This window comes from Actinoplanes derwentensis (assembly GCF_900104725.1).
In the GTDB taxonomy this organism is placed as follows: Bacteria; Actinomycetota; Actinomycetes; order Mycobacteriales; family Micromonosporaceae; genus Actinoplanes; species Actinoplanes derwentensis.
In genome coordinates, this window is the sequence record NZ_LT629758.1 from 4,987,507 (window position 1) to 5,004,791 (window position 17,285).

The window sequence follows — 17,285 nt, forward strand, 5'->3', positions numbered from 1 at the left end:
GGCCGGTGTCGGTCCTTACCGACCGGTCCGGCACACGCTCGGACCATGCGTCGCGAGGCCGTCATTCGAACAGCCGCTTGACATGGGACGTGCGGACGACCCGAGCCGGGTGAGTGAAACGCCAGACCGCACCGGAGAGGCCCGACATCAGCGCGAGAGTGAACGCGAACGTGGTGAAACTGAACGAGTCGAAGGTGGCCCCGACCAGGATCGCGACCACCTGGCTGGAGATCAGGGCGGCACAGAGGTGCTTGTCCTCGGCGGTGGTGGACCGCCGGAGCGCGACCCCGGCCTGGGCGATACAGGTGATGTGCAGGGCGGCCAGCGCGACCAGGCCGACGATGCCGTAGGTCACCAGCGTCATCAGCCACTGGTTGTCGAGCATGATGTAGAGGTCCGGGATCAGGGTCCCCGGGCCGCGGCCGAGCCAGGGCCGCTGGCTGAACCAGTACGACACCATCTCGTAGTCCTCGGTGCGGCCGGTGATGCTGGGGTCCTCGTCGGCACTCAGGAACATCGACTTCAGGGTGCCGAGCACCCCGGGGCGCACCACGGCCATCGCCACCAGCGCGGCCATCCCGACGAACAGCATGTTGTAGCGGGTCCGCCAGCTCCAGGCGAAGAACATCACGCCCACCGCGGCGACCAGGGCCAGGATCCCGGTCCGGGAGATCGCGATCGGCACGGCCACCGCGATCACCCCGGTCAGCGCGGCGTAGAAGCGGCGGCTGCGCCGGGTCGGCGAGTACATCGCGAAGTGCAGGCCGAACGGGACCGCCATGGCCAGCACGGTGCTGAACTCGATGTAGTGGATAGCGGTGCCGGCCACCCGGAACAGGCCCTCGTCACCACGCTTCTGGAAGTCGGCCATCTCAGCCTTGATCTCCAGGCCCGGCACGATCAGGTTCTGGGCGATGTCGTACTCGAACAGCGACTGGATCAGGCCGATCACGGCCATGAACGCGGCCGCCCAGAGGAACACCCGCAGGATCTTGCGCAGGCGCTCCCAGTTGGCCACCCCGTCGGCCGCCATCAGCACCAGGCCGATGAACTGGAAGGTGACCAGCAGGGTGAAGTTCTGCCGGTTCGCCTCCAGGGTCGGCAGACCGCGCAACATCCCGGCGGTGTACGACAACAGGGTCGACACCAGGTAGAACAGCATCGTCCAGCGCAGCGGCTGGGGGCCCATCAGGAACAGGGTCGGGCTCAGCCGGGCGATCAGCCACCAGGCGAACAGGCCCATCGCCAGCACCAGCGCCGGGCGGCCCGCGAAGGTCAGGCCCGGCACGATCAGCGCGGCCGGCAGGCAGTAGAGCAGCAGCACCAGCAGAGCGATGACAGTGGCGGTGTCCAGCCGGACCTGCAGTCGCCGGGAGGTGTAGGTGCCCGGGCCGATCAGCGACGGCTCGAGATCGACCGGATGGACGGTCATGACCGCTTTTTCGGCGAGTTCCAGTTCTTGTACGGCATGGGCAGCACGACCGTGGCGTCCACCGGCGCCGCCGGAGCCGGAACCGGAGTGGCCGGCGCGTTCGTGTCCCGCTGGGCGTGTGCCGACCGGTGACGGGTCTCCGTCGAGTGCCGCACCCCGCCGCCCTGACGTGGCTGCGGAATCAGGGCCTGCGTGCGCTCCGCGTCGTCGGACAGCCCGGCCTGCCGGGTGGACACCGGCTCGGACTTCACCGAGGCCGGCGGCGCCGGGCCGTCACCGGTCGTCTTGCGGTGCTTGCGGCGGCGCAGCCAGTAGTCCAGCGCGATGGTCGCCGCGGTGGTCAGCAGCACGCCCAGACCGGCGGCCACGATCAGGACCCGTTTGCGGGTGCTGGTGTCCTGCTCCGGCGCACTGCCGTCGTTGATCACCAGCGTGGTGATGGTGTCCTCTTCGAGGGCGTCGTACTGCTTCTGCTTGGCGGCGATGTCGTCCTGGAGCAGCTTGATCACCCGCTGGACGGTGGCGGTCGCCTGCTCCCGGCTGTCCCCGACGACCTCGATCTCGTAGAGCGGGGTGCGCTCGTTCATCACCACCGTGACGCTGTCGGACAGGCCCTGGTCGGCCATCTTCTCCAGGGTGGCCGGGTTGGACACGGTGAGGGAGGCCGCGTTGGCCAGCGCCGCGTAACCGAGGTCGAGCCACGGGTTGGACGGTTTGGGCTTGGCGTCCGGGTCGATCGGCTTACCACTGCTGGGCGCCGGGATGAGCTGCATGTAACCCAGCGCCTTGTAGTCGGGCGAGACCTGCTGAGCCGCCAGGAAGACGACCGCGACCGTGGCCGCGAGCATCGGCACGGCGAAATACCACCGGCGGAGCAGCAGCCTGGTGAGGTCCCAGAGGTCCACAATTTCCCTCTCGATCGAACGGGTCGATGCACGACCCTGCACGACTCGGTGGCGAGTCGTCCATCCACCTTCGATCTTAGGCATCCGGCCGTCCGGACCGAATCGAGCGGCTGTCATAAAACCGACAAGCCCTTCGGCTGAAGTCAATGTCGTGCCAGCGAAAGCACAAATTCGGCCATACCCCGACAAGTACCGTCCACGATGTACCGACAATCCCGCATTATGCGGTTAGAAGTGCGATTCGGGCTTTACCCCGGAAGTCGTGGCATCTCGATGCTCATCATTGAAAGGATGACCCGCGGGTGGTCCGGACGGCCGGTTGCTGAGCCCCGTTCGGATCCAGCACTGTCGTCAGGTTCGGAGTGACCAAAGGAGACGGACGACACCATGGCCGGGAAACCGCACGTCACGATCCTCATCGCCAACCTGCCGGCCGAACGGGACCGCCGCGTCATCCGGGAGTGCCTGACCCTGGAGGAGAAGGGCTTCGACGTCACGGTCATCGCCCCCCGCGGCGACAAGGACCTGCGCGTCCTGCCGGGCAGCCGCGACACCCGGCTCAAGCCGTACCCGGTCAGGATCTACGGCGGCGGGGTGCTCACCTACGCCGTCGAGTTCGGCTGGTCCCTGTTCTGCATCGCGATCCGGCTGATCGGCGAGATCCTCGCCGGGCGCGCGCACGCCGTGCAGGTCTGCAACCCGCCGGACGTCTACTGGCCGCTCGCGCTGCTGCTGCGGGCCCTCGGCCGGCCCTGGGTCTTCGACCACCACGACCTGAGCCCGGAGGTCTACGCCTCCCGGGTCGGCGCTTCCGAGACACCGAACAAGTGGGCGATGCGGACACTCGTCGCCATGGAGTGGCTGACCCTGCGCACCGCCACCGAGGTGGTCGCCACCAACGAGTCGTTCAAGGACAACGCGGTCCGGCGCGGCGTCGACCCGGCGAAGGTCATCGTGGTCCGCAACGGCCCGGCCGCCCGCGAGATCGCGCCTTTCCAGTACGTGGAGGGCGATCCTCACAAGATCGTCTACCTCGGTGTCTTCGGCCCGCAGGACAACGTCGAGGGTGTCGTCCTGGCCGCCGAGGAACTGGCCCGCCGACGGGGCCGGACCGGCTGGAAGGTGATCCTGGCCGGGGACGGCGAGAGCATGCCGTCGGTGCGCCGTCTCGCCGCCGAGCGCAAGGTCGAGGACGTCGTCGAGTTCACCGGCTGGCTCGACGGCCCCGCCGTCGACGAACTGCTGCGGTCGGCCACCATCGCGGTCCAGCCCGACCTGCCGACCCGGATGAACGACCTGTCGACGATGGCCAAGACCGTCGAGTACGTGGGCCGTGGCCTGCCCGTGGTCGCCGCCGACCTGACCGAGACCCGCGCCACCCTCGGGGACGCCGGGGCCTACGTGCCGACCGGGGCCCCCGAGGAGTTCGCCGAAGCCCTCGACACGCTGCTCGACGACCCGGACCGGCGGCGGCAGATGAGCAAACTCGGGCGCGAGCGGTTCCTCGGGCAGCTCTCCTGGGAGCACCAGGCCGGACCGTACGCCGCGGTCTTCCAGCGTCTCCTCGCCAAGCGCCTCCCGCCGGCCCCGATCCCCCGGCAGCGTTCCGGCAGCTCGATGCCGGCCCCGGAGAGGCACCGATGACCAGCATCGTCATCGCCGCCCACAACGAGGCGGCGGTCATCGGGCGCTGCCTGGACGCGCTGCTCGCCGACACGGCGCCGGGCGAGTTCGACATCACCGTCGTCGCCAACGGCTGCACCGATGACACGGCCGCCGTGGCAGCGCTTCGCCCCGGCGTACGAACAGTCGATCTGAAGAAGGCCGGCAAAGCGGCCGCCTTGAACGCGGGCGACGACGCCGCCGTGGGATTCCCCCGCGTCTACCTGGACGCCGACGTGGTGCTCAGCAGTGCGGCCGTCCGGTCCCTGGCCACCGCGCTGGAGAGTTCCCCCGCCGCCACCGTCGGCCGGGAACTCGACGTCACCGGGCGCCCGGTGCTGGTCCGGGCGTACTACGCGATCCACGGACGGCTGCCGGTGCTGCGGGACGGGCTGTTCGGGCGGGGTGTCGTCGCGGTCTCCGAGAAGGGCCGGGCGCGGTTCGGCCGGTTCCCGGAACTCGTCGCCGACGACCTCTACCTGGACTCGCAGTTCGCCCGCGAGGAGAAGGCCCATCTCGACGAGTACACCGCGACGATCGCCACCCCGCGGCGCACCGGCGACCTGATCCGCCGCCTGGTCCGGGTCCGCGGCGGCAACACCGCGATGCGCGCGGCCGCCGCCCGGGGCGAGATCACCGTGCCGGTCCGCCCCGCCGACCGCTCGTCCTGGCTACGCGACGTGGTCCTGCCCCGCCCGTGGCTGGCTCCGGCAGCCGCCTGTTACGTGGCGATCACCGTGACCGCGGCCTGGTCCGCGAAACGCGCCGGCGACGGCGGCACCGCCTGGGGCCGCGACGAATCCTCGAGGACATCATGACCATCCGGAACGTCTGCTTCCACGGCATCGGCACCCCGCAGCGCGAACTCGAACCCGGCGAGGCCCGGTACTGGATCACCCCGGATCAGTTCGAAGCCGTGCTCGACGAGATCCGCGACTGGCCCGGCCTGCGGATCAGCTTCGACGACAGCAACACCTCCGACGTCGAGTTCGGTCTGCCCGCCCTGCTCGCCCGTGGCCTGACCGCCGACTTCTTCGTGCTGGCCGGCCGCCTTGACAGCGCGGGCAGCCTCGACGAGGACGCGGTGCGATCGTTGCAGCGCAACGGCATGACCGTCGGCACCCACGGCATGCGCCACATCCCGTGGCGCGGGCTCTCCCCGGCGGCCGCCGACGAGGAACTGGTCGCCGCCCGCGAACGCCTGACCAAGGTCGTCGGCGCTGACGTCAGCACGGCGGCGTGCCCGCTCGGCCGTTACGACCGGACCCTGCTCACCCGGATGCGGCGCCTCGGTTACACCCGCGTCTTCACCAGTGACCGCCGCCCCGCCCGCGCCTCGGATTGGCTGCAGCCGCGCTTCACCGTCCGTAACGATGACACTCCGCAAACGTTGCGTGCGGAGGCAATCGACGGCCCGTCGGCTCTCCGCCGCCTCAAGCTGGAAGCGATCGGGCTGGTCAAACGACTTAGGTAGCCCTCTTCACCCGCACTTCACACCGGGTCTAGCAAGATCACCCAGGTGTGGAATGCGAGGACTTCTCGGACACTGACCGCCGCCGGCATCGTCATGGCACTGGCCGCCTGCACTAACGGTGGGTCACCGGCCACCTCGGCGTCCTGGGTGCCACCCGCCTCCGGGCCGTCGTCCGCCGCCGCACCCGCCCCGGACCAGACCCGGGCCGCCATGCGCGCGAAACACGGCATCCCCGATTTCGCGGACGCCCCGTCACCCGAGCCGATCACCCTGGCCGGCGGCGATTCCGTCGAATACCTGCACCGCATCCCCACCACCCAGAAAGTGGCGTTCCTGACCATCGACGACGGCTATCTCAAACTCCCCGAAGCACAGGAGCTGATCGCCGCCGCCGGCGTCCCGGTGACCCTTTTCCTGACCACCGACGCGGTCAAGGACGACCCGGACTATTTCAAGCCGATGGTCGACGCCGGAGCGGTGATCGAATCACACACGATCAGCCACCCGAACATGCGCGGCAAGTCCTTCGAATTCCAGAAACGGCAGATCTGTGGCTCGGCGGACAAGCTGGAACAGTGGTACACCCGGCGCCCGACCCTGTTCCGCCCGCCGTACGGCAACAAGGACGACAACACGCTCCGAGCAGCCAAGTCCTGCGGGATGACAGCCGCCTTCATGTGGACCGAGACCGTCCACAAGGGGAAGGTGCGCTATCAGGGCCCGAAGGGCGTCAAGCCCGGCGACATCATCCTCATGCACTTCCGCGAGGCGTTCCGGGCCGATTTCGTGAACGCTCTCAAAGCCATTCATCGGGCTGGTCTCACTCCCGCTCTACTCGAGGATTACATGCCTCGTCCCGCTTAGCGTGGGGACGGTTCCGGGCTGAAGCGGTGGGCACGGCTAGCAGGTTCCGTTCTGGTGCCTTTAGTCGTTTTGGTGAGGGCTGCTCAGGGAGCGGATCATGCTCTGCAGGAGGGTGTGGGCGGCTGACTGGTCGGCTTCGGTCAGGCCGGTCAGCATGCGGAGCTCGACGGAGCGGACCGCCGCGGTGGCCTTCGCCAGGCTTCGGCGGCCTCGTGGGGTGAGCCGGGTGGGCAGGGCCTTTCCCACCGGGGCCTCGGCCGGTCTGGTCACGTACCCGTCTCGTTCCAAGGTCTGCAGCAGCACGTTCATCGACTGCCTCGTCACGAAGGCGCCCCGCGCCAGTTCGGAGTTCGACAAGCCCGGGCGTTGGGCCAGCAGTTCCAGGCAGGAGTAGTGCGTCACGGTCATTCCGAGCGGGCGCAGCACCGCCTCCATGGCCACCCGGAGGGCGCTCGACGCCTCTTTCAGCAGGTAGCCCAGTGAGGTCTCCAGGTCGATGCCGGGCTCGTCTTGACTCATGTCAGCAGTCTGACATAGCTTGGTGCATGTCAGTAAACTGACACGAACCGAAGGAGCTTCGTCATGCCCGTCACCGGCCCCGACTTCATCTCCCTGCAGGCTCGCGACCTCGACGCGTCGCAGGCGTTCTACGAGCAGTACCTCGGCCTGGTCCGCTCACCGGCCGGGCCGCCGCACGCCGTGGTGTTCGAGACGAAGCCGATCGCGTTCGCACTGCGCAGCATCGTGCCCGGCACCGATCTCGCGTCGGTCAGCCAGCCGGGCATCGGCGCGGCGATCTGGCTCCACGCCACCGACGTCCAGGCCATCCACGACGCCCTCACCACCGACGGCCACCCGATCGTCACCGCCCCGATCGACGGCCCGTTCGGCCGCACCTTCACTTTCGCCGACCCCGACGGCTACCACATCACCCTCCACGACCGCGCCTGACACACCCGCCGCTACCCGCGTTCGGTGCTCAGGACGCGTACAACTGATCGAGGTCGACCAGGAGGATGTCGGCGTTCCCGGCGGCAGCGGCCTTCAGGTCGGAGGTGAAGCCGGCACCGCCGTAGAGGGTCAGCTTGGTGGCTTCGGTGTCGTAGCCCTTCTGGCGCAGCAGGTAGCGGGCCCTCTCCAGGCGGGTGAGGTGGTGGTGGCCGATCACCTGGCCCCACTCGGCCTCGCCCAGGGAGAGGACGCGGCGCGGGCTGTTCGGCTGCTGGGGCGAGAGCGCGACCACGTCGATCTCGATCTGAGTGCGGTTGGTGGCGTCGTTGACCGTGCCGGAGCCGACCCCGGCGGGCTGCTCGGCGAACAGGGCGCCACCGGACTCCAGGGCGAAGGCCCGGCACACGGCTTCGAAATTCGGGCCGACGACCTGGGTGGGAAGGTCTGCCGGGTGGTCGCCCAGACCTGGTCGGCCCGGTGGATCTCCAGTTCGGCCCAGCGCTTTCGCATGATCGCCTGATAGAAGGTGATCAGCGATTCGACGATCCGGTACCGCGCCCGGCCGGGCCGGAACATGTCCGGGTCGCGGGCGATCAGCGCGCAGTCCTTCAGGATGGTGAGCGGATGCGTGATCTGATCGGCTCGCCGGCCGATGTAACCGGCGATGCCGCCGTTGGTGTTGTTGCCGGCGGCGATCGCGGCCAGCACCGAGTGGTAGAGGGCGGGGTCACGGATGGCGGACTCCTCGGCCAGTAGGTAGCGCGCCTCCCGGAACAGTGGAGTCTGCGGGTTCAGGACGGTCCGGACCACCCAGGCGTCGAAGTCGTCGATCGCGGCGGGAGCATCGCCCTGGGTGAACTCGTGCCGGTAGGCCGGGGTTCCGCCGACGACCGCGCCGACCAGGACGGCGAGCCTGGGATCGGTGATACCCCAGAAGTCGGCCGCCTCCCGGTAGCGAAACGGCTGGACCACCAATTCGAGGCTCGCCCGGCCCCGCAGCGGTGCCTGCCCGGACAGGAGACCGCCCATGACGGCCATCGCCGATCCGCACAACACCAGCCGGACCGCACTCGCTCGGCCGCTGCCGCCGGGACCCACCTCGCGTTGAATGATCGACGGCAGCGCCGGTGACGCCTTCACCAGGAACGGGAACTCGTCGATCACGACGATGGTCGGGCCGCCGTCGCTCAAGCTGCGGAACAGGTGCGCTATCGCGTCGTTCCAGTCCCGGAAGGGCACTTCGGCGACCTTCCGGGTGTGCCGGGTGAGCGCCTCACTGAACAGGCGTAGCGACTCCACCTCGGTGGCCTCGGTGGCGGCGAAGTACAGCCCACCAGCGGCCTCCGCGACGGCTTGCTCTTGCTCTGACGCCGCCGTCCGCTCACCACACCGCCCGCCGTCGCTGTTCGCAAGGGTCGGTGGGCGACAAAAGGACGCCGGGACGTTGGCGGTCGGCGACTACCGCGCGGAGGGATCGGCCTGTTTCGATTTCTGTCCAGTGTGGGTCCAGTGAGGGGCCGCACAGGGGTCGGTCGGGAGGGCTCGTGGAACAGTCAGGGTCTGCGCGGATCAGTCGTCGGCAGGCGATCGGGGTGGCCGGTGGGGTCGTTGCGGGGGCCACGGTCGCTCAAGCGGCCGGGGTGCCCGCCTTCGGGGCGGCGGCCGCTGCCGACGCGGATGTGATCGTTGTCGGGCATGGGCTGGCGGGGCTGGTCGCCGCCGCGGAGCTCGTCGCGGCCGGGCGTAAGGTGCTGCTGCTCGATCAGGAGCCGGAGGCGAGCCTGGGTGGGCAGGCGTTCTGGTCGTTCGGCGGGCTGTTCTTCGTCGACTCCGATGAGCAGCGGCTGATGGGCGTGCGGGACAGCTACGACCTGGCCTGGCAGGACTGGCTGGGGACGGCCGGTTTCGACCGGGGGATCACCGATCCGGCGGGGCAGGACTACTGGGCCTACAAGTGGGCGCAGGCCTACGTCCAGTTCGCGGCCGGGGAGAAACGGTCGTGGCTGGCGGGGCTGGGGCTGCAGTGGTTCCCGATGGTGGGCTGGGCCGAGCGTGGTGGCGGGGTCGCGGACGGGCCGGGGAACTCGGTGCCCCGGTTCCACGTCACCTGGGGCACCGGGCCGGCGATCGTGGAACCGTTCGAGAAGAAGGTCCGGGCGGGGGTGGCGGCGGGCAAGGTGGTGTTCAAGTTCCGGCATCGGGTCGACGAGGTCGTGGTGACGAACGGCGCGGTCACCGGCGTGCGGGGGGCGATCCTGGAAGCGAGCACCGTCGCCCGGGGCAAGCCGAGTTCCCGTACGGCGATCGGCAGTTTTGATCTTAAAGCGCCGGTGGTGATCGTGGCGTCCGGCGGCATCGGGGCGAACCACGACCTGATCCGGCAGAACTGGCCGGCCCGACTCGGTAAAGCGCCCACCACCATGATCACTGGCGTGCCGGCGCATGTGGACGGCCGGATGCTGGCGATCACGCAGACCGCCGGTGGGCGGGTGGTGAACCCGGACCGGATGTGGCACTACACCGAGGGGCTGCGCAACTGGGATCCGATCTGGCCGGGGCACGGCATCCGGATCCTGCCGGGGCCGTCGTCGATGTGGTTCGACGCGACCGGGAAACGGTTCGCGGCGCCGGACTGGCCGGGGTACGACACGCTGCACACTCTCGGTTCGATCACCGCTTCCGGGTACGACTACTCCTGGTTCGTCACGACGCAGAAGATCGTGGACAAGGAGTTCGCCCTGTCCGGTTCGGAACAGAACCCGGACCTGACGAACAAGAACCTGTGGCTGCTGTTGAGCCGGATCTGGCAGACGCCGGGGCCGATCCAGAAGTTCCAGCAGTACGGTGCGGACTTCGTGAAGGCGGCGACTCTGCCCGAGCTGGTGGCCGGGATGAACCGGGTGGCCGGCAACAACCTGATCAAACTGGACGCGCTGACCCGGCAGATCGAGGCCCGGGACCGGGAGATGGACAACGCGTACAGCAAGGACGCGCAGGTGATGGGCATCCGGAACGCGCTGTCCTATCCGGGTGACGTGCTCGGGCGGACCGCGGCGGCGCACCGGTTCCTCAGCACGGACGCGGAGGCGCTGGTCGCGGTGAAGCTGAACGTGCTGACCCGCAAGACGCTCGGCGGGTTGCAGACCAATCTGCAGGGTCAGGTGCTCAACGCGGCGGGCACTCCGGTGCCGGGGCTGTACGCGGCGGGTGAGGCGGCCGGTTTCGGTGGCGGTGGGGTGCACGGTTATCGATCGCTGGAGGGCACGTTCCTGGGCGGCTGCCTCTTCTCCGGGCGGGCCGCCGGGCGGGCGGCGGCCGCGGCGACGGGGTCCTAGGCTGGGGCCGTGACGAACGCGGTATTGGAGTGGGTGGACCGGCGACGGGGTGTGGTGGTGGCCGTCGCGCTGTCGGCCGCCCTCGTCATCGAAGTGATGCGCAGGACCGGCGGCGGGACCGGGTCGATGCTCCTGGGAACCGCGTTGCCGCTGGCCGTGGCGTTGTTCGCGGTCGCCGGCACACGTTCGTACCGGCCGCGGCGGCTGGTGGCGCGACCGGACGAGAACACTTTCGACGTTCCGGTGCATCCGGGCACGGTCCTGGCCGCCGCCGGTTACACGGTGCTGGGGACGCGGACGCTCGGCATGGCCGGGGACAACGTGATCGTCCTGGTGTTCTGGATCGTCGCGCTGGCCGTCCTGTGGCTGTTCGCGCTGGGCCGGTTCGGGGTGCGGCTGCGCCCGGAAGGGATCGCCGACGTCCACCTGCTCGGGTCGTCGGTGATCCCCTGGGAGGCGCTGGGTGCCCCGGCCACGGCCGGCAACCCGCACCAGCTGCGGCTGGACCTGGCCCGGCCGGAGCTGGTCGCGCGGCACGGGGCCCGCCACTTCGACCCCACCCGGCTGACCACCACCGGCATCGACGCCGCGTTCCTGGCCGCCGTCATCGAGGAGTACCGCGCGCAGCCCGGCCGCCGTTCGGCTATCGGCACCGAGTACGAGCTGTCACGCCTGACGGCCGTGCACGGTGTGCGGTCCGGGGGTCTCCCGCAGCCGTGACGGGCTGAGCAGGAAACGGACGGCACGGCGGCTGGGGGCTTTGCCGAGAGCCGCCCGGCTGGTCTCGCGCAGCAGCAGTGCAGCCCAGAACGCCGTGGTGGCCAGACGGTGGTGGCGACGGCCGTACAGGCGCACCTTGTTGATCGTGAGCAGGGCCCACAGGCCGGGTGAGACCTTGGAGTCGCCTTCCAGGTGGACCGCGCGCGCGACGGGGGTGAAACGGGTGGCGAAACCGGCGTCGCGGGCGCGCAGTGCGAAGTCGGTCTCCTCGGAGTAGAGGAAGAACGACTCGTCCCAGGGTGCGATCGCGTTCCAGCAGTCGGCGCTGATCAGCTGGGTGGAACCCTCGGCCCAGTCCGCGACCGTCTCCGATCCGTACCGGGCGGGGTCGGTGATCATCTCGCCGAGGGTGCCGATCCGTCCGGCGCGGCCGGCCCCGAGGAAGGCGTCGGCGAGAACGCGACGGATGGCGGGCTCGCGGCGCATGGTTTCGATCAGTTCGCCGTCGCCGTCGGTCAGCAGCGGCACCGCGATGCCGGTCCCGTCCTTGCGGAGCGTTTCCAGCAGCGGGTGGATACAGCCGGGGGTCAGGCGCACGTCGGGGTTGAGGACCAGGATCGCGGTGTACGGGCCGGACTTGGCGACTGCGGCGTTGATCCCGGCCGCATAACCGGCGTTACGTCCCATCTCGACCACCGTCGCATCGGGCTTCAGCCGTAAGACCTCGGCGACGGAGTCGTCTGCGGAGTCGTTGTCGGCCACTGTCAGGTGCCAGTCCACTCCGTCCAGCCCTGGGCCGAGCGAGTCGATCAGGTCCGCGAGCAGGCGCTGGCTGTTGTAGGTGACGACCACAACGGCGATCACTGGAGAACTCCTTGTTCAGTACGCGCCGGAGCTGCGCACCACGGCGCTGACCGTGCGGAAGAGGATGGCCAGGTCCATGGCGAGCGACCAGTTCTCGACATAGCTGAGGTCGAGCCGGATCGACTCCTCCCAGGACAGGTCGGAGCGGCCGGAGACCTGCCACAGGCCGGTGAGCCCGGGTTTGACGACGAGACGGCGGCGCATGTCGGCCGGGTAGGTGGCGACCTCCTTGGCCAGTGGCGGGCGCGGGCCGACCAGCGACATGTGCCCCTTGACCACGTTGACCAGCTGTGGCAGTTCGTCCAGGGAGAACCGGCGCAGCCAGCGGCCGACCGGGGTGATCCGCGGGTCCTCGCGCATCTTGAACAGCGACCCGTCGGTGTCGTTGAGGTCGCCCAGTTCGAAGAGCCGGGCTTCGGCGTCGACCTGCATGGTGCGGAACTTGAAGAGCATGAACGGCTTGCCGTCCCGGCCGACCCGCTCCTGCCGGAAGATCGCCGGGCCACGGCCGCGAGGCCCGAACCGGACCAGGGCGGCCACCACGGCCAGCACCGGGGAGGCCAGCAGGAGCAGGCTGATCGCGCCGACCCGGTCGAAGATCTCCTTGACGACACGGGCACTGCCCTTGAGCCGTGGGTGCTCGACGTGCAGCATCGGCAGGCCGTCGACGGGCCGGATGGTGGTGCGGTCCCCGGCCACGTCGACCAGGGTGCTGGCCACGATCAGGTCGACCTCGCCGCGTTCCAGCTGCCAGGCGAGCCGGCGCAGGGCCGGGCCGTCGATCTCCGGGCAGGACAGCACGATGACGGTGTCGGCGTCGGACCGGGCGACGGCGGTGGCGACGTCGTCGAAGGTGCCGTAGACCGGCGGCATCCCCGGCGGGCTGACCGTCCGGGGCGGGCCGGGCGGCAGGCAGGCGCCGATGACGCCGAGCCCGTGGTAGCGCTCTCTGCTCAGCCGGCGCGTCATGTCGACGACGGCTCGCTCGTGCCCGACCAGCACCACCCGCTGCAGGCGGCGGCCCTTGGCCCAGGCCCGGTGCAGCCGTTGCCGGAAGACGAAACGGGCGCCCAGGTCGACCAGGATCGCCAGCGGCATCACGATCAGCACATATCCGCGGGCCAGGCGCAGGTCGAATGCGAACGAGACAATGGCGAGCGCGGCGGTCAGCGCCAAACCGGCGCGGAATACCCGGGCGTACTCCTCGGTGCCTACAAAGAGGTGACGTGGTTCATACGCTCGGTTGAACGCCAGGCATGCGATCCAGGCGATCGGCAGAAGTGCGGTGAGGAGAAGGTAGTCGCGCTGTTCCGGAGCGGCGCCGGGCGCGCCGAACCTGAGCAGCAGCGCCCAGGAGGCCGCGCTGAGGCCGACGACGAAATCGATGAGGTAGAGGGACAGGCTGTAGCGGCTCTGCCACCCGGTCCGGGCCGCACCGGCCCGGGACCGGGATTTGAGCTGGGAGGCCGTCGCCGCCAGGTCGACGGTCTCCAGGGATTCAATTGTTCGCACGCCTTTGCCCCCATCAGCGGCTTCAACCGATTCATGAACTTCCCCGTGGCGAAACCCACAGGACACATGAGACAGACTCTCAATGTGTCGGAGGCCGCGCTACAGCTTTCCGTTCGACACGCGTGCCGTTTCGGATGATGCCGGGAACCGATGGGTCGCAAGCTGTCCAAGTCGGACAGACCGGCACTGAAATCATCGACTGTCGCCAATCTGACTCAGCGATTTGACAAAGTCGTTGCAAACCTCGTACTGAGGCAACATGCGATTGACGCCGGCCTCCGCCAGCGACGGTGCAGCGGCGTCCTTGGCGGACAGTACGGGTTCAGCCACCGGCCAGGCAATGCCCAGCTCCGGATCAAGGGGATGAATGCCGTGCTCGTGGCCGGGACGGTAGGTCGACGAGCACAGGTAGGCCACCGTCGCCCCCTCACTCAGCGCGCAGAAGCCGTGCCCCAGCCCCTCCGCCAGGTAGACCGCGCGCCGGTCCTCGTCATCCAGGCGCACCGCCTCCCACGACCCGAACGTCGGCGACCCGGTCCGCAGGTCCACGATCACATCGATGATCGCGCCCGCCACACAGGTCACATACTTCGCCTGACCGGGCGGTACGTCGGCGAAGTGGATGCCGCGGACCACGCCCCGCGCCGACGTGGAGAGGTTGGCCTGAGCCAGGTCGAGCTGATGCCCGACCGCCTCGGCCAAACGGTCGAACCGATACCACTCCAAGAACCGGCCCCGGTCGTCCCCGTGCTGAACCGGGGTGATCTCGAAAGCGCCCTCGATCGTCAGCGGCCGGATCTTCATCGCAGTCCCCCGTCCAGCAGCCGCAGCAGGTACTGCCCGTAACCACTCTTCAGCAACGGTTCGGCCAGCACCCGCAACTCGTCGTCGGTGATGAAGCCCCGGCGCCAGGCCGCCTCCTCGACACAGCCGATCTTCAGGCCCTGCCGTTCCTCGATGACCCGGACGTACTCCGAGGCCTGCACCATCGACTGGAACGTGCCGGTGTCCAGCCACACGGTGCCCCGGTCCAGCACGGTCACGTCGAGGCGGCCCTGCCGCAGGTAGGCCTCGTTCACGGCGGTGATCTCCAGTTCGCCGCGGGCGCTCGGGACCAGCTGTTCGGCGATGCTCACCACGTCCGGGCCGTAGAAGTACAGGCCCGGTACCACGTACGTCGACTTGGGCTTCTCGGGTTTCTCCTCGATCGACAGCACGTGACCGTCGTCGTCGAACTCGACCACGCCGTACCGCTCCGGATCAGCCACCGGGTAGGCGAAGACCCGGCCCCCGTCCGCCTCCTGGAAGTTCCCGACCCCGTGGAAGAGGTTGTCGCCCAGGATCAGTGCCACCGGCTGATCGCCGATGAACGCGGCCCCGATCCGGAACGCCTGGGCGATCCCGTCCGGCCGGGGCTGGACCGCGTAGGTCAGCTCCAGCCCGAACCGGCTCCCGTCACCGAGCAACCGCTGGAAATGCGGCTGATCCTCATCGGTGGTGATCACCAGGATCTCGCGGATCCCGGCGGATACCAGAGTGGCGAGCGGGTAGTAGATCATCGGCTTGTCGAAGATCGGCATCAACTGTTTGGACATCGCCATGGTGATCGGCCAGAGTCGCGAGCCTGTCCCACCGGCGAGCAGAATTCCACGCACTGGGCGACCCTAGACGGGGTGGGCGACCGTCTACACTCGCCAGTCGTGCAGATTTTCGTGACCGGTGGTGCCGGTTTCATCGGATCAGCCTACGTCCGGGCCCTCTTGCAGGACGAATACGCCAGCGCGGCCGGATCATCGGTGACCGTTCTGGATCTGTTGTCCTATTCTGGTAATCGCGCCAACCTGCCGCTGTCGGATACCCGACTGCGGTTTGTGCAGGGCGACATTTCCGATTCTGATCTTCTTCTTTCACTGCTTCCCGGGCATGACGTGATCGTGCATTTCGCCGCCGAATCACATGTGGACCGGTCTATTTCGGGCGCGGTGCCGTTCGTCGCCACCAACGTGCTCGGCACCCAGATCCTGCTGGACGCCGCCCGAACCGCCGGGGTACCCCGATTCGTCCACGTGTCCACCGACGAGGTCTACGGCTCGATCGACGACGGCTCGTGGACCGAGACGTGGCCACTCGCGCCGAACTCGCCGTACGCCGCCTCGAAAGCAGGATCGGACCTGCTCGCCCTCGCCGCCCACCGCACCCACGGCATGGACGTCGTCGTCACCCGCTGCTCCAACAACTACGGCCCGCACCAGTTCCCCGAGAAGCTCATCCCGCTCTTCGTGACCAACCTGCTCGACGGCAAGCCGGTCCCGCTCTACGGCGACGGCGGCAACGTGCGCGACTGGCTGCACGTGGCCGACCACTGCCGCGGCATCCAGCTCGTCCTGGAGAAGGGCCGGTCCGGCGAGGTCTACAACATCGGCGGCGGCACCGAACTGAGCAACCGCGACCTGACCGGACTGCTGCTGTCCGCGTGCGGAGCCGACTGGGACATGGTCCGCCCGGTCGCCGACCGCAAAGGCCACGATCGCCGCTACTCCCTCGACATCACCAAGATCCAGAACGAGTTGGGGTACGTCCCCCAAGTCGCCCTGGAGCCGGGCCTCGCCTCGACCGTCACGTGGTACCGCGAGAACCGCCAGTGGTGGGAACCCCTCAAGTCGCGAGCCGGTCTCTGATGCCCACACGGTGGCTCGTCACCGGGGCCGGCGGGATGCTCGGCCGGGACCTGCAGCGCGTCCTGGCCGCCCACGATGAGACCGCGGTGATCGCCGCCGGGCACACCGACCTGGACATCACCTCGCCGGCTCAGGTCCGCGCCGCGGTCGCCGAAGCCGACATCGTCATCAACGCCGCGGCCTGGACCGACGTCGACGGGGCCGAGACCGACGAGAAGCAAGCCACCGCGGTCAACGGCGACGCGGTCCGGCTGCTCGCGTCGGAGGCAGGTAACCGGCTCGTCCACGTCTCCACCGACTACGTGTTCGACGGTTCCGCCCGCACGCCCTACCCCGAGGACACCCCGCACCAGCCGGTCAACGCCTACGGCCGCGGCAAAGCCGAAGGCGAGCGGGCCGTCCTGGCCAACGGCGGATACGTGGTTCGCACCGCCTGGCTCTACGGCGAACACGGCCGCAACTTCGTCCGCACCATGCTCGACCTGGCCGCCACCCGCCCGCACATCGACGTCGTCGACGACCAGGAAGGACCACCCACCTGGTCGTACGCCCTGGCCGAGCAGTTGGTGGCCCTGTCCCGGGCGGCAGTCGACGGTCGCGCCGCCCCCGGCGCCTACCACGGCACAGCGGCCGGCTCCACCACGTGGTTCGGCTTGGCCCAGGCCGTCTTCGAAGAGGCCGGACTCGACCCCGCCCGCGTCCGGCCCACCACCAGCGCCGCTTTCTCCCGCCCCGCCCGCCGCCCCGCTTACAGCGTCCTGTCCCACTCCCGCTGGCCGTCGACCGGCGTCCCCCCACTCCCGCACTGGCGCGCCCAGCTCACCGAGGCGATGCCCCGGCTCCTCCAGCCCACACCCTCCTGAGTCCCGCGATCCGCTCCGCACGGTC

At 69.2% G+C, this 17,285-nt stretch carries 18 protein-coding genes; 9 read left to right on the forward strand and 9 right to left on the reverse strand.

What is annotated here, in order from left to right; genetic code table 11:
* Positions 1-61 precede the first annotated feature (61 nt).
* Together BLU81_RS22185 and BLU81_RS22190 are read right to left on the reverse strand one after the other, a co-directional pair.
* Positions 62-1,432 (reverse strand): O-antigen ligase family protein, encoded by a 1,371-nt coding sequence (locus BLU81_RS22185; protein ID WP_092546425.1) that lies wholly within the window; start codon positions 1,430-1,432, stop codon positions 62-64.
* A complete protein-coding gene (locus BLU81_RS22190) occupies positions 1,429-2,337 on the reverse strand; it encodes a YveK family protein (protein ID WP_092546426.1) in 909 nt (302 codons plus the stop codon). The genes BLU81_RS22185 and BLU81_RS22190 overlap by 4 nt, the downstream gene beginning before the upstream one ends.
* A 387-nt stretch (positions 2,338-2,724) precedes the next feature.
* Between BLU81_RS22190 and BLU81_RS22195 the strand changes: the two genes are divergently transcribed.
* The 4 genes from BLU81_RS22195 to BLU81_RS22210 are packed head-to-tail and all read left to right on the forward strand — an operon-like array spanning position 2,725 to position 6,337.
* Positions 2,725-3,981 carry a glycosyltransferase family 4 protein gene (locus BLU81_RS22195; RefSeq protein ID WP_092546427.1) on the forward strand — a complete coding sequence of 419 codons (1,257 nt, stop codon included), beginning with the start codon at positions 2,725-2,727 and terminating at the stop codon, positions 3,979-3,981.
* Positions 3,978-4,817 carry a glycosyltransferase gene (locus BLU81_RS22200; RefSeq protein WP_092546428.1) on the forward strand — a complete coding sequence of 280 codons (840 nt, stop codon included), beginning with the start codon at positions 3,978-3,980 and terminating at the stop codon, positions 4,815-4,817. Before BLU81_RS22195 ends, BLU81_RS22200 begins: the two co-directional genes overlap by 4 nt.
* Positions 4,814-5,473, forward strand: a complete 660-nt coding sequence (locus BLU81_RS22205) for a polysaccharide deacetylase family protein (protein WP_092546429.1) — start codon at positions 4,814-4,816, stop codon at positions 5,471-5,473. Before BLU81_RS22200 ends, BLU81_RS22205 begins: the two co-directional genes overlap by 4 nt.
* Before the next feature lie 45 nt (positions 5,474-5,518).
* Positions 5,519-6,337 carry a polysaccharide deacetylase family protein gene (locus BLU81_RS22210; RefSeq protein WP_231954699.1) on the forward strand — a complete coding sequence of 273 codons (819 nt, stop codon included), beginning with the start codon at positions 5,519-5,521 and terminating at the stop codon, positions 6,335-6,337.
* 60 nt (positions 6,338-6,397) lie between these two features.
* Here BLU81_RS22210 and BLU81_RS22215 read toward each other — a convergent pair whose 3' ends face one another.
* Complete coding sequence (locus BLU81_RS22215; protein ID WP_092546431.1) at positions 6,398-6,856, reverse strand: MarR family winged helix-turn-helix transcriptional regulator; 459 nt, start codon at positions 6,854-6,856, stop codon at positions 6,398-6,400.
* Positions 6,857-6,919: 63 nt separating this feature from the next.
* Between BLU81_RS22215 and BLU81_RS22220 the strand changes: the two genes are divergently transcribed.
* Positions 6,920-7,288, forward strand: a complete 369-nt coding sequence (locus BLU81_RS22220; protein ID WP_092546432.1) for a VOC family protein — start codon at positions 6,920-6,922, stop codon at positions 7,286-7,288.
* A gap of 28 nt (positions 7,289-7,316) precedes the next feature.
* On the opposite strand, the gene BLU81_RS49925 is transcribed toward BLU81_RS22220, so the two are convergent.
* Together BLU81_RS49925 and BLU81_RS22225 are read right to left on the reverse strand one after the other, a co-directional pair.
* Positions 7,317-7,505, reverse strand: coding sequence for a hypothetical protein (locus tag BLU81_RS49925; RefSeq protein ID WP_197686349.1), 189 nt, complete (start codon positions 7,503-7,505; stop codon positions 7,317-7,319).
* Entirely contained in the window at positions 7,502-8,587 is a 1,086-nt protein-coding gene (locus BLU81_RS22225; protein WP_197686350.1) for an AAA family ATPase, read from the reverse strand. Before BLU81_RS22225 ends, BLU81_RS49925 begins: the two co-directional genes overlap by 4 nt.
* A gap of 341 nt (positions 8,588-8,928) precedes the next feature.
* Here BLU81_RS22225 and BLU81_RS22230 point away from each other — a divergent pair, with 341 nt between their 5' ends.
* Positions 8,929-10,623: an FAD-binding dehydrogenase gene (locus BLU81_RS22230; RefSeq protein WP_231954806.1), complete on the forward strand. Its 1,695-nt coding sequence runs from the start codon at positions 8,929-8,931 to the stop codon at positions 10,621-10,623.
* Positions 10,624-10,632: 9 nt separating this feature from the next.
* Positions 10,633-11,343 carry a hypothetical protein gene (locus tag BLU81_RS22235; protein ID WP_157751733.1) on the forward strand — a complete coding sequence of 237 codons (711 nt, stop codon included), beginning with the start codon at positions 10,633-10,635 and terminating at the stop codon, positions 11,341-11,343.
* Here the strand turns inward: BLU81_RS22235 and BLU81_RS22240 are convergent.
* From BLU81_RS22240 to rfbA, 4 genes are all read right to left on the reverse strand, one after another.
* Entirely contained in the window at positions 11,290-12,207 is a 918-nt protein-coding gene (locus BLU81_RS22240; RefSeq protein ID WP_092546435.1) for a glycosyltransferase, read from the reverse strand. The two genes, BLU81_RS22235 and BLU81_RS22240, sit on opposite strands and share 54 nt — an antisense overlap.
* Before the next feature lie 15 nt (positions 12,208-12,222).
* Positions 12,223-13,719, reverse strand: coding sequence for a sugar transferase (locus tag BLU81_RS22245; protein WP_092546436.1), 1,497 nt, complete (start codon positions 13,717-13,719; stop codon positions 12,223-12,225).
* Positions 13,720-13,911: 192 nt separating this feature from the next.
* The gene (rfbC, locus tag BLU81_RS22250) at positions 13,912-14,523 is read right to left on the reverse strand and encodes a dTDP-4-dehydrorhamnose 3,5-epimerase (protein ID WP_092546437.1); all 612 of its coding nucleotides are present in this window, start codon (positions 14,521-14,523) and stop codon (positions 13,912-13,914) included.
* Complete coding sequence (rfbA, locus tag BLU81_RS22255) at positions 14,520-15,374, reverse strand: glucose-1-phosphate thymidylyltransferase RfbA (RefSeq protein WP_092546438.1); 855 nt, start codon at positions 15,372-15,374, stop codon at positions 14,520-14,522. The genes rfbC and rfbA overlap by 4 nt, the downstream gene beginning before the upstream one ends.
* Before the next feature lie 45 nt (positions 15,375-15,419).
* Between rfbA and rfbB the strand changes: the two genes are divergently transcribed.
* Together rfbB and rfbD are read left to right on the forward strand one after the other, a co-directional pair.
* Positions 15,420-16,397: a dTDP-glucose 4,6-dehydratase gene (rfbB, locus tag BLU81_RS22260; protein WP_092546439.1), complete on the forward strand. Its 978-nt coding sequence runs from the start codon at positions 15,420-15,422 to the stop codon at positions 16,395-16,397.
* On the forward strand, positions 16,397-17,260 hold the full coding sequence (gene rfbD, locus BLU81_RS22265; RefSeq protein WP_092546440.1) for a dTDP-4-dehydrorhamnose reductase: 864 nt from the start codon (positions 16,397-16,399) through the stop codon (positions 17,258-17,260). Before rfbB ends, rfbD begins: the two co-directional genes overlap by 1 nt.
* Positions 17,261-17,285 lie beyond the last annotated feature (25 nt).

Bases quoted from the DNA above. Each gene is read 5' to 3' on its own strand.
- rfbD (WP_092546440.1), top strand. From the start codon at position 16,397: ATGCCCACACGGTGGCTCGTCACCGGGGCCGGCGGGATGCTCGGCCGG.
- BLU81_RS22220 (WP_092546432.1), top strand. From the start codon at position 6,920: ATGCCCGTCACCGGCCCCGACTTCATCTCCCTGCAGGCTCGCGACCTC.
- BLU81_RS22200 (WP_092546428.1), top strand. From the start codon at position 3,978: ATGACCAGCATCGTCATCGCCGCCCACAACGAGGCGGCGGTCATCGGG.
- BLU81_RS22195 (WP_092546427.1), top strand. From the start codon at position 2,725: ATGGCCGGGAAACCGCACGTCACGATCCTCATCGCCAACCTGCCGGCC.
- BLU81_RS22185 (WP_092546425.1), bottom strand. From the start codon at position 1,432: ATGACCGTCCATCCGGTCGATCTCGAGCCGTCGCTGATCGGCCCGGGC.
- BLU81_RS22215 (WP_092546431.1), bottom strand. From the start codon at position 6,856: ATGAGTCAAGACGAGCCCGGCATCGACCTGGAGACCTCACTGGGCTAC.
- BLU81_RS22205 (WP_092546429.1), top strand. From the start codon at position 4,814: ATGACCATCCGGAACGTCTGCTTCCACGGCATCGGCACCCCGCAGCGC.
- rfbC (WP_092546437.1), bottom strand. From the start codon at position 14,523: ATGAAGATCCGGCCGCTGACGATCGAGGGCGCTTTCGAGATCACCCCG.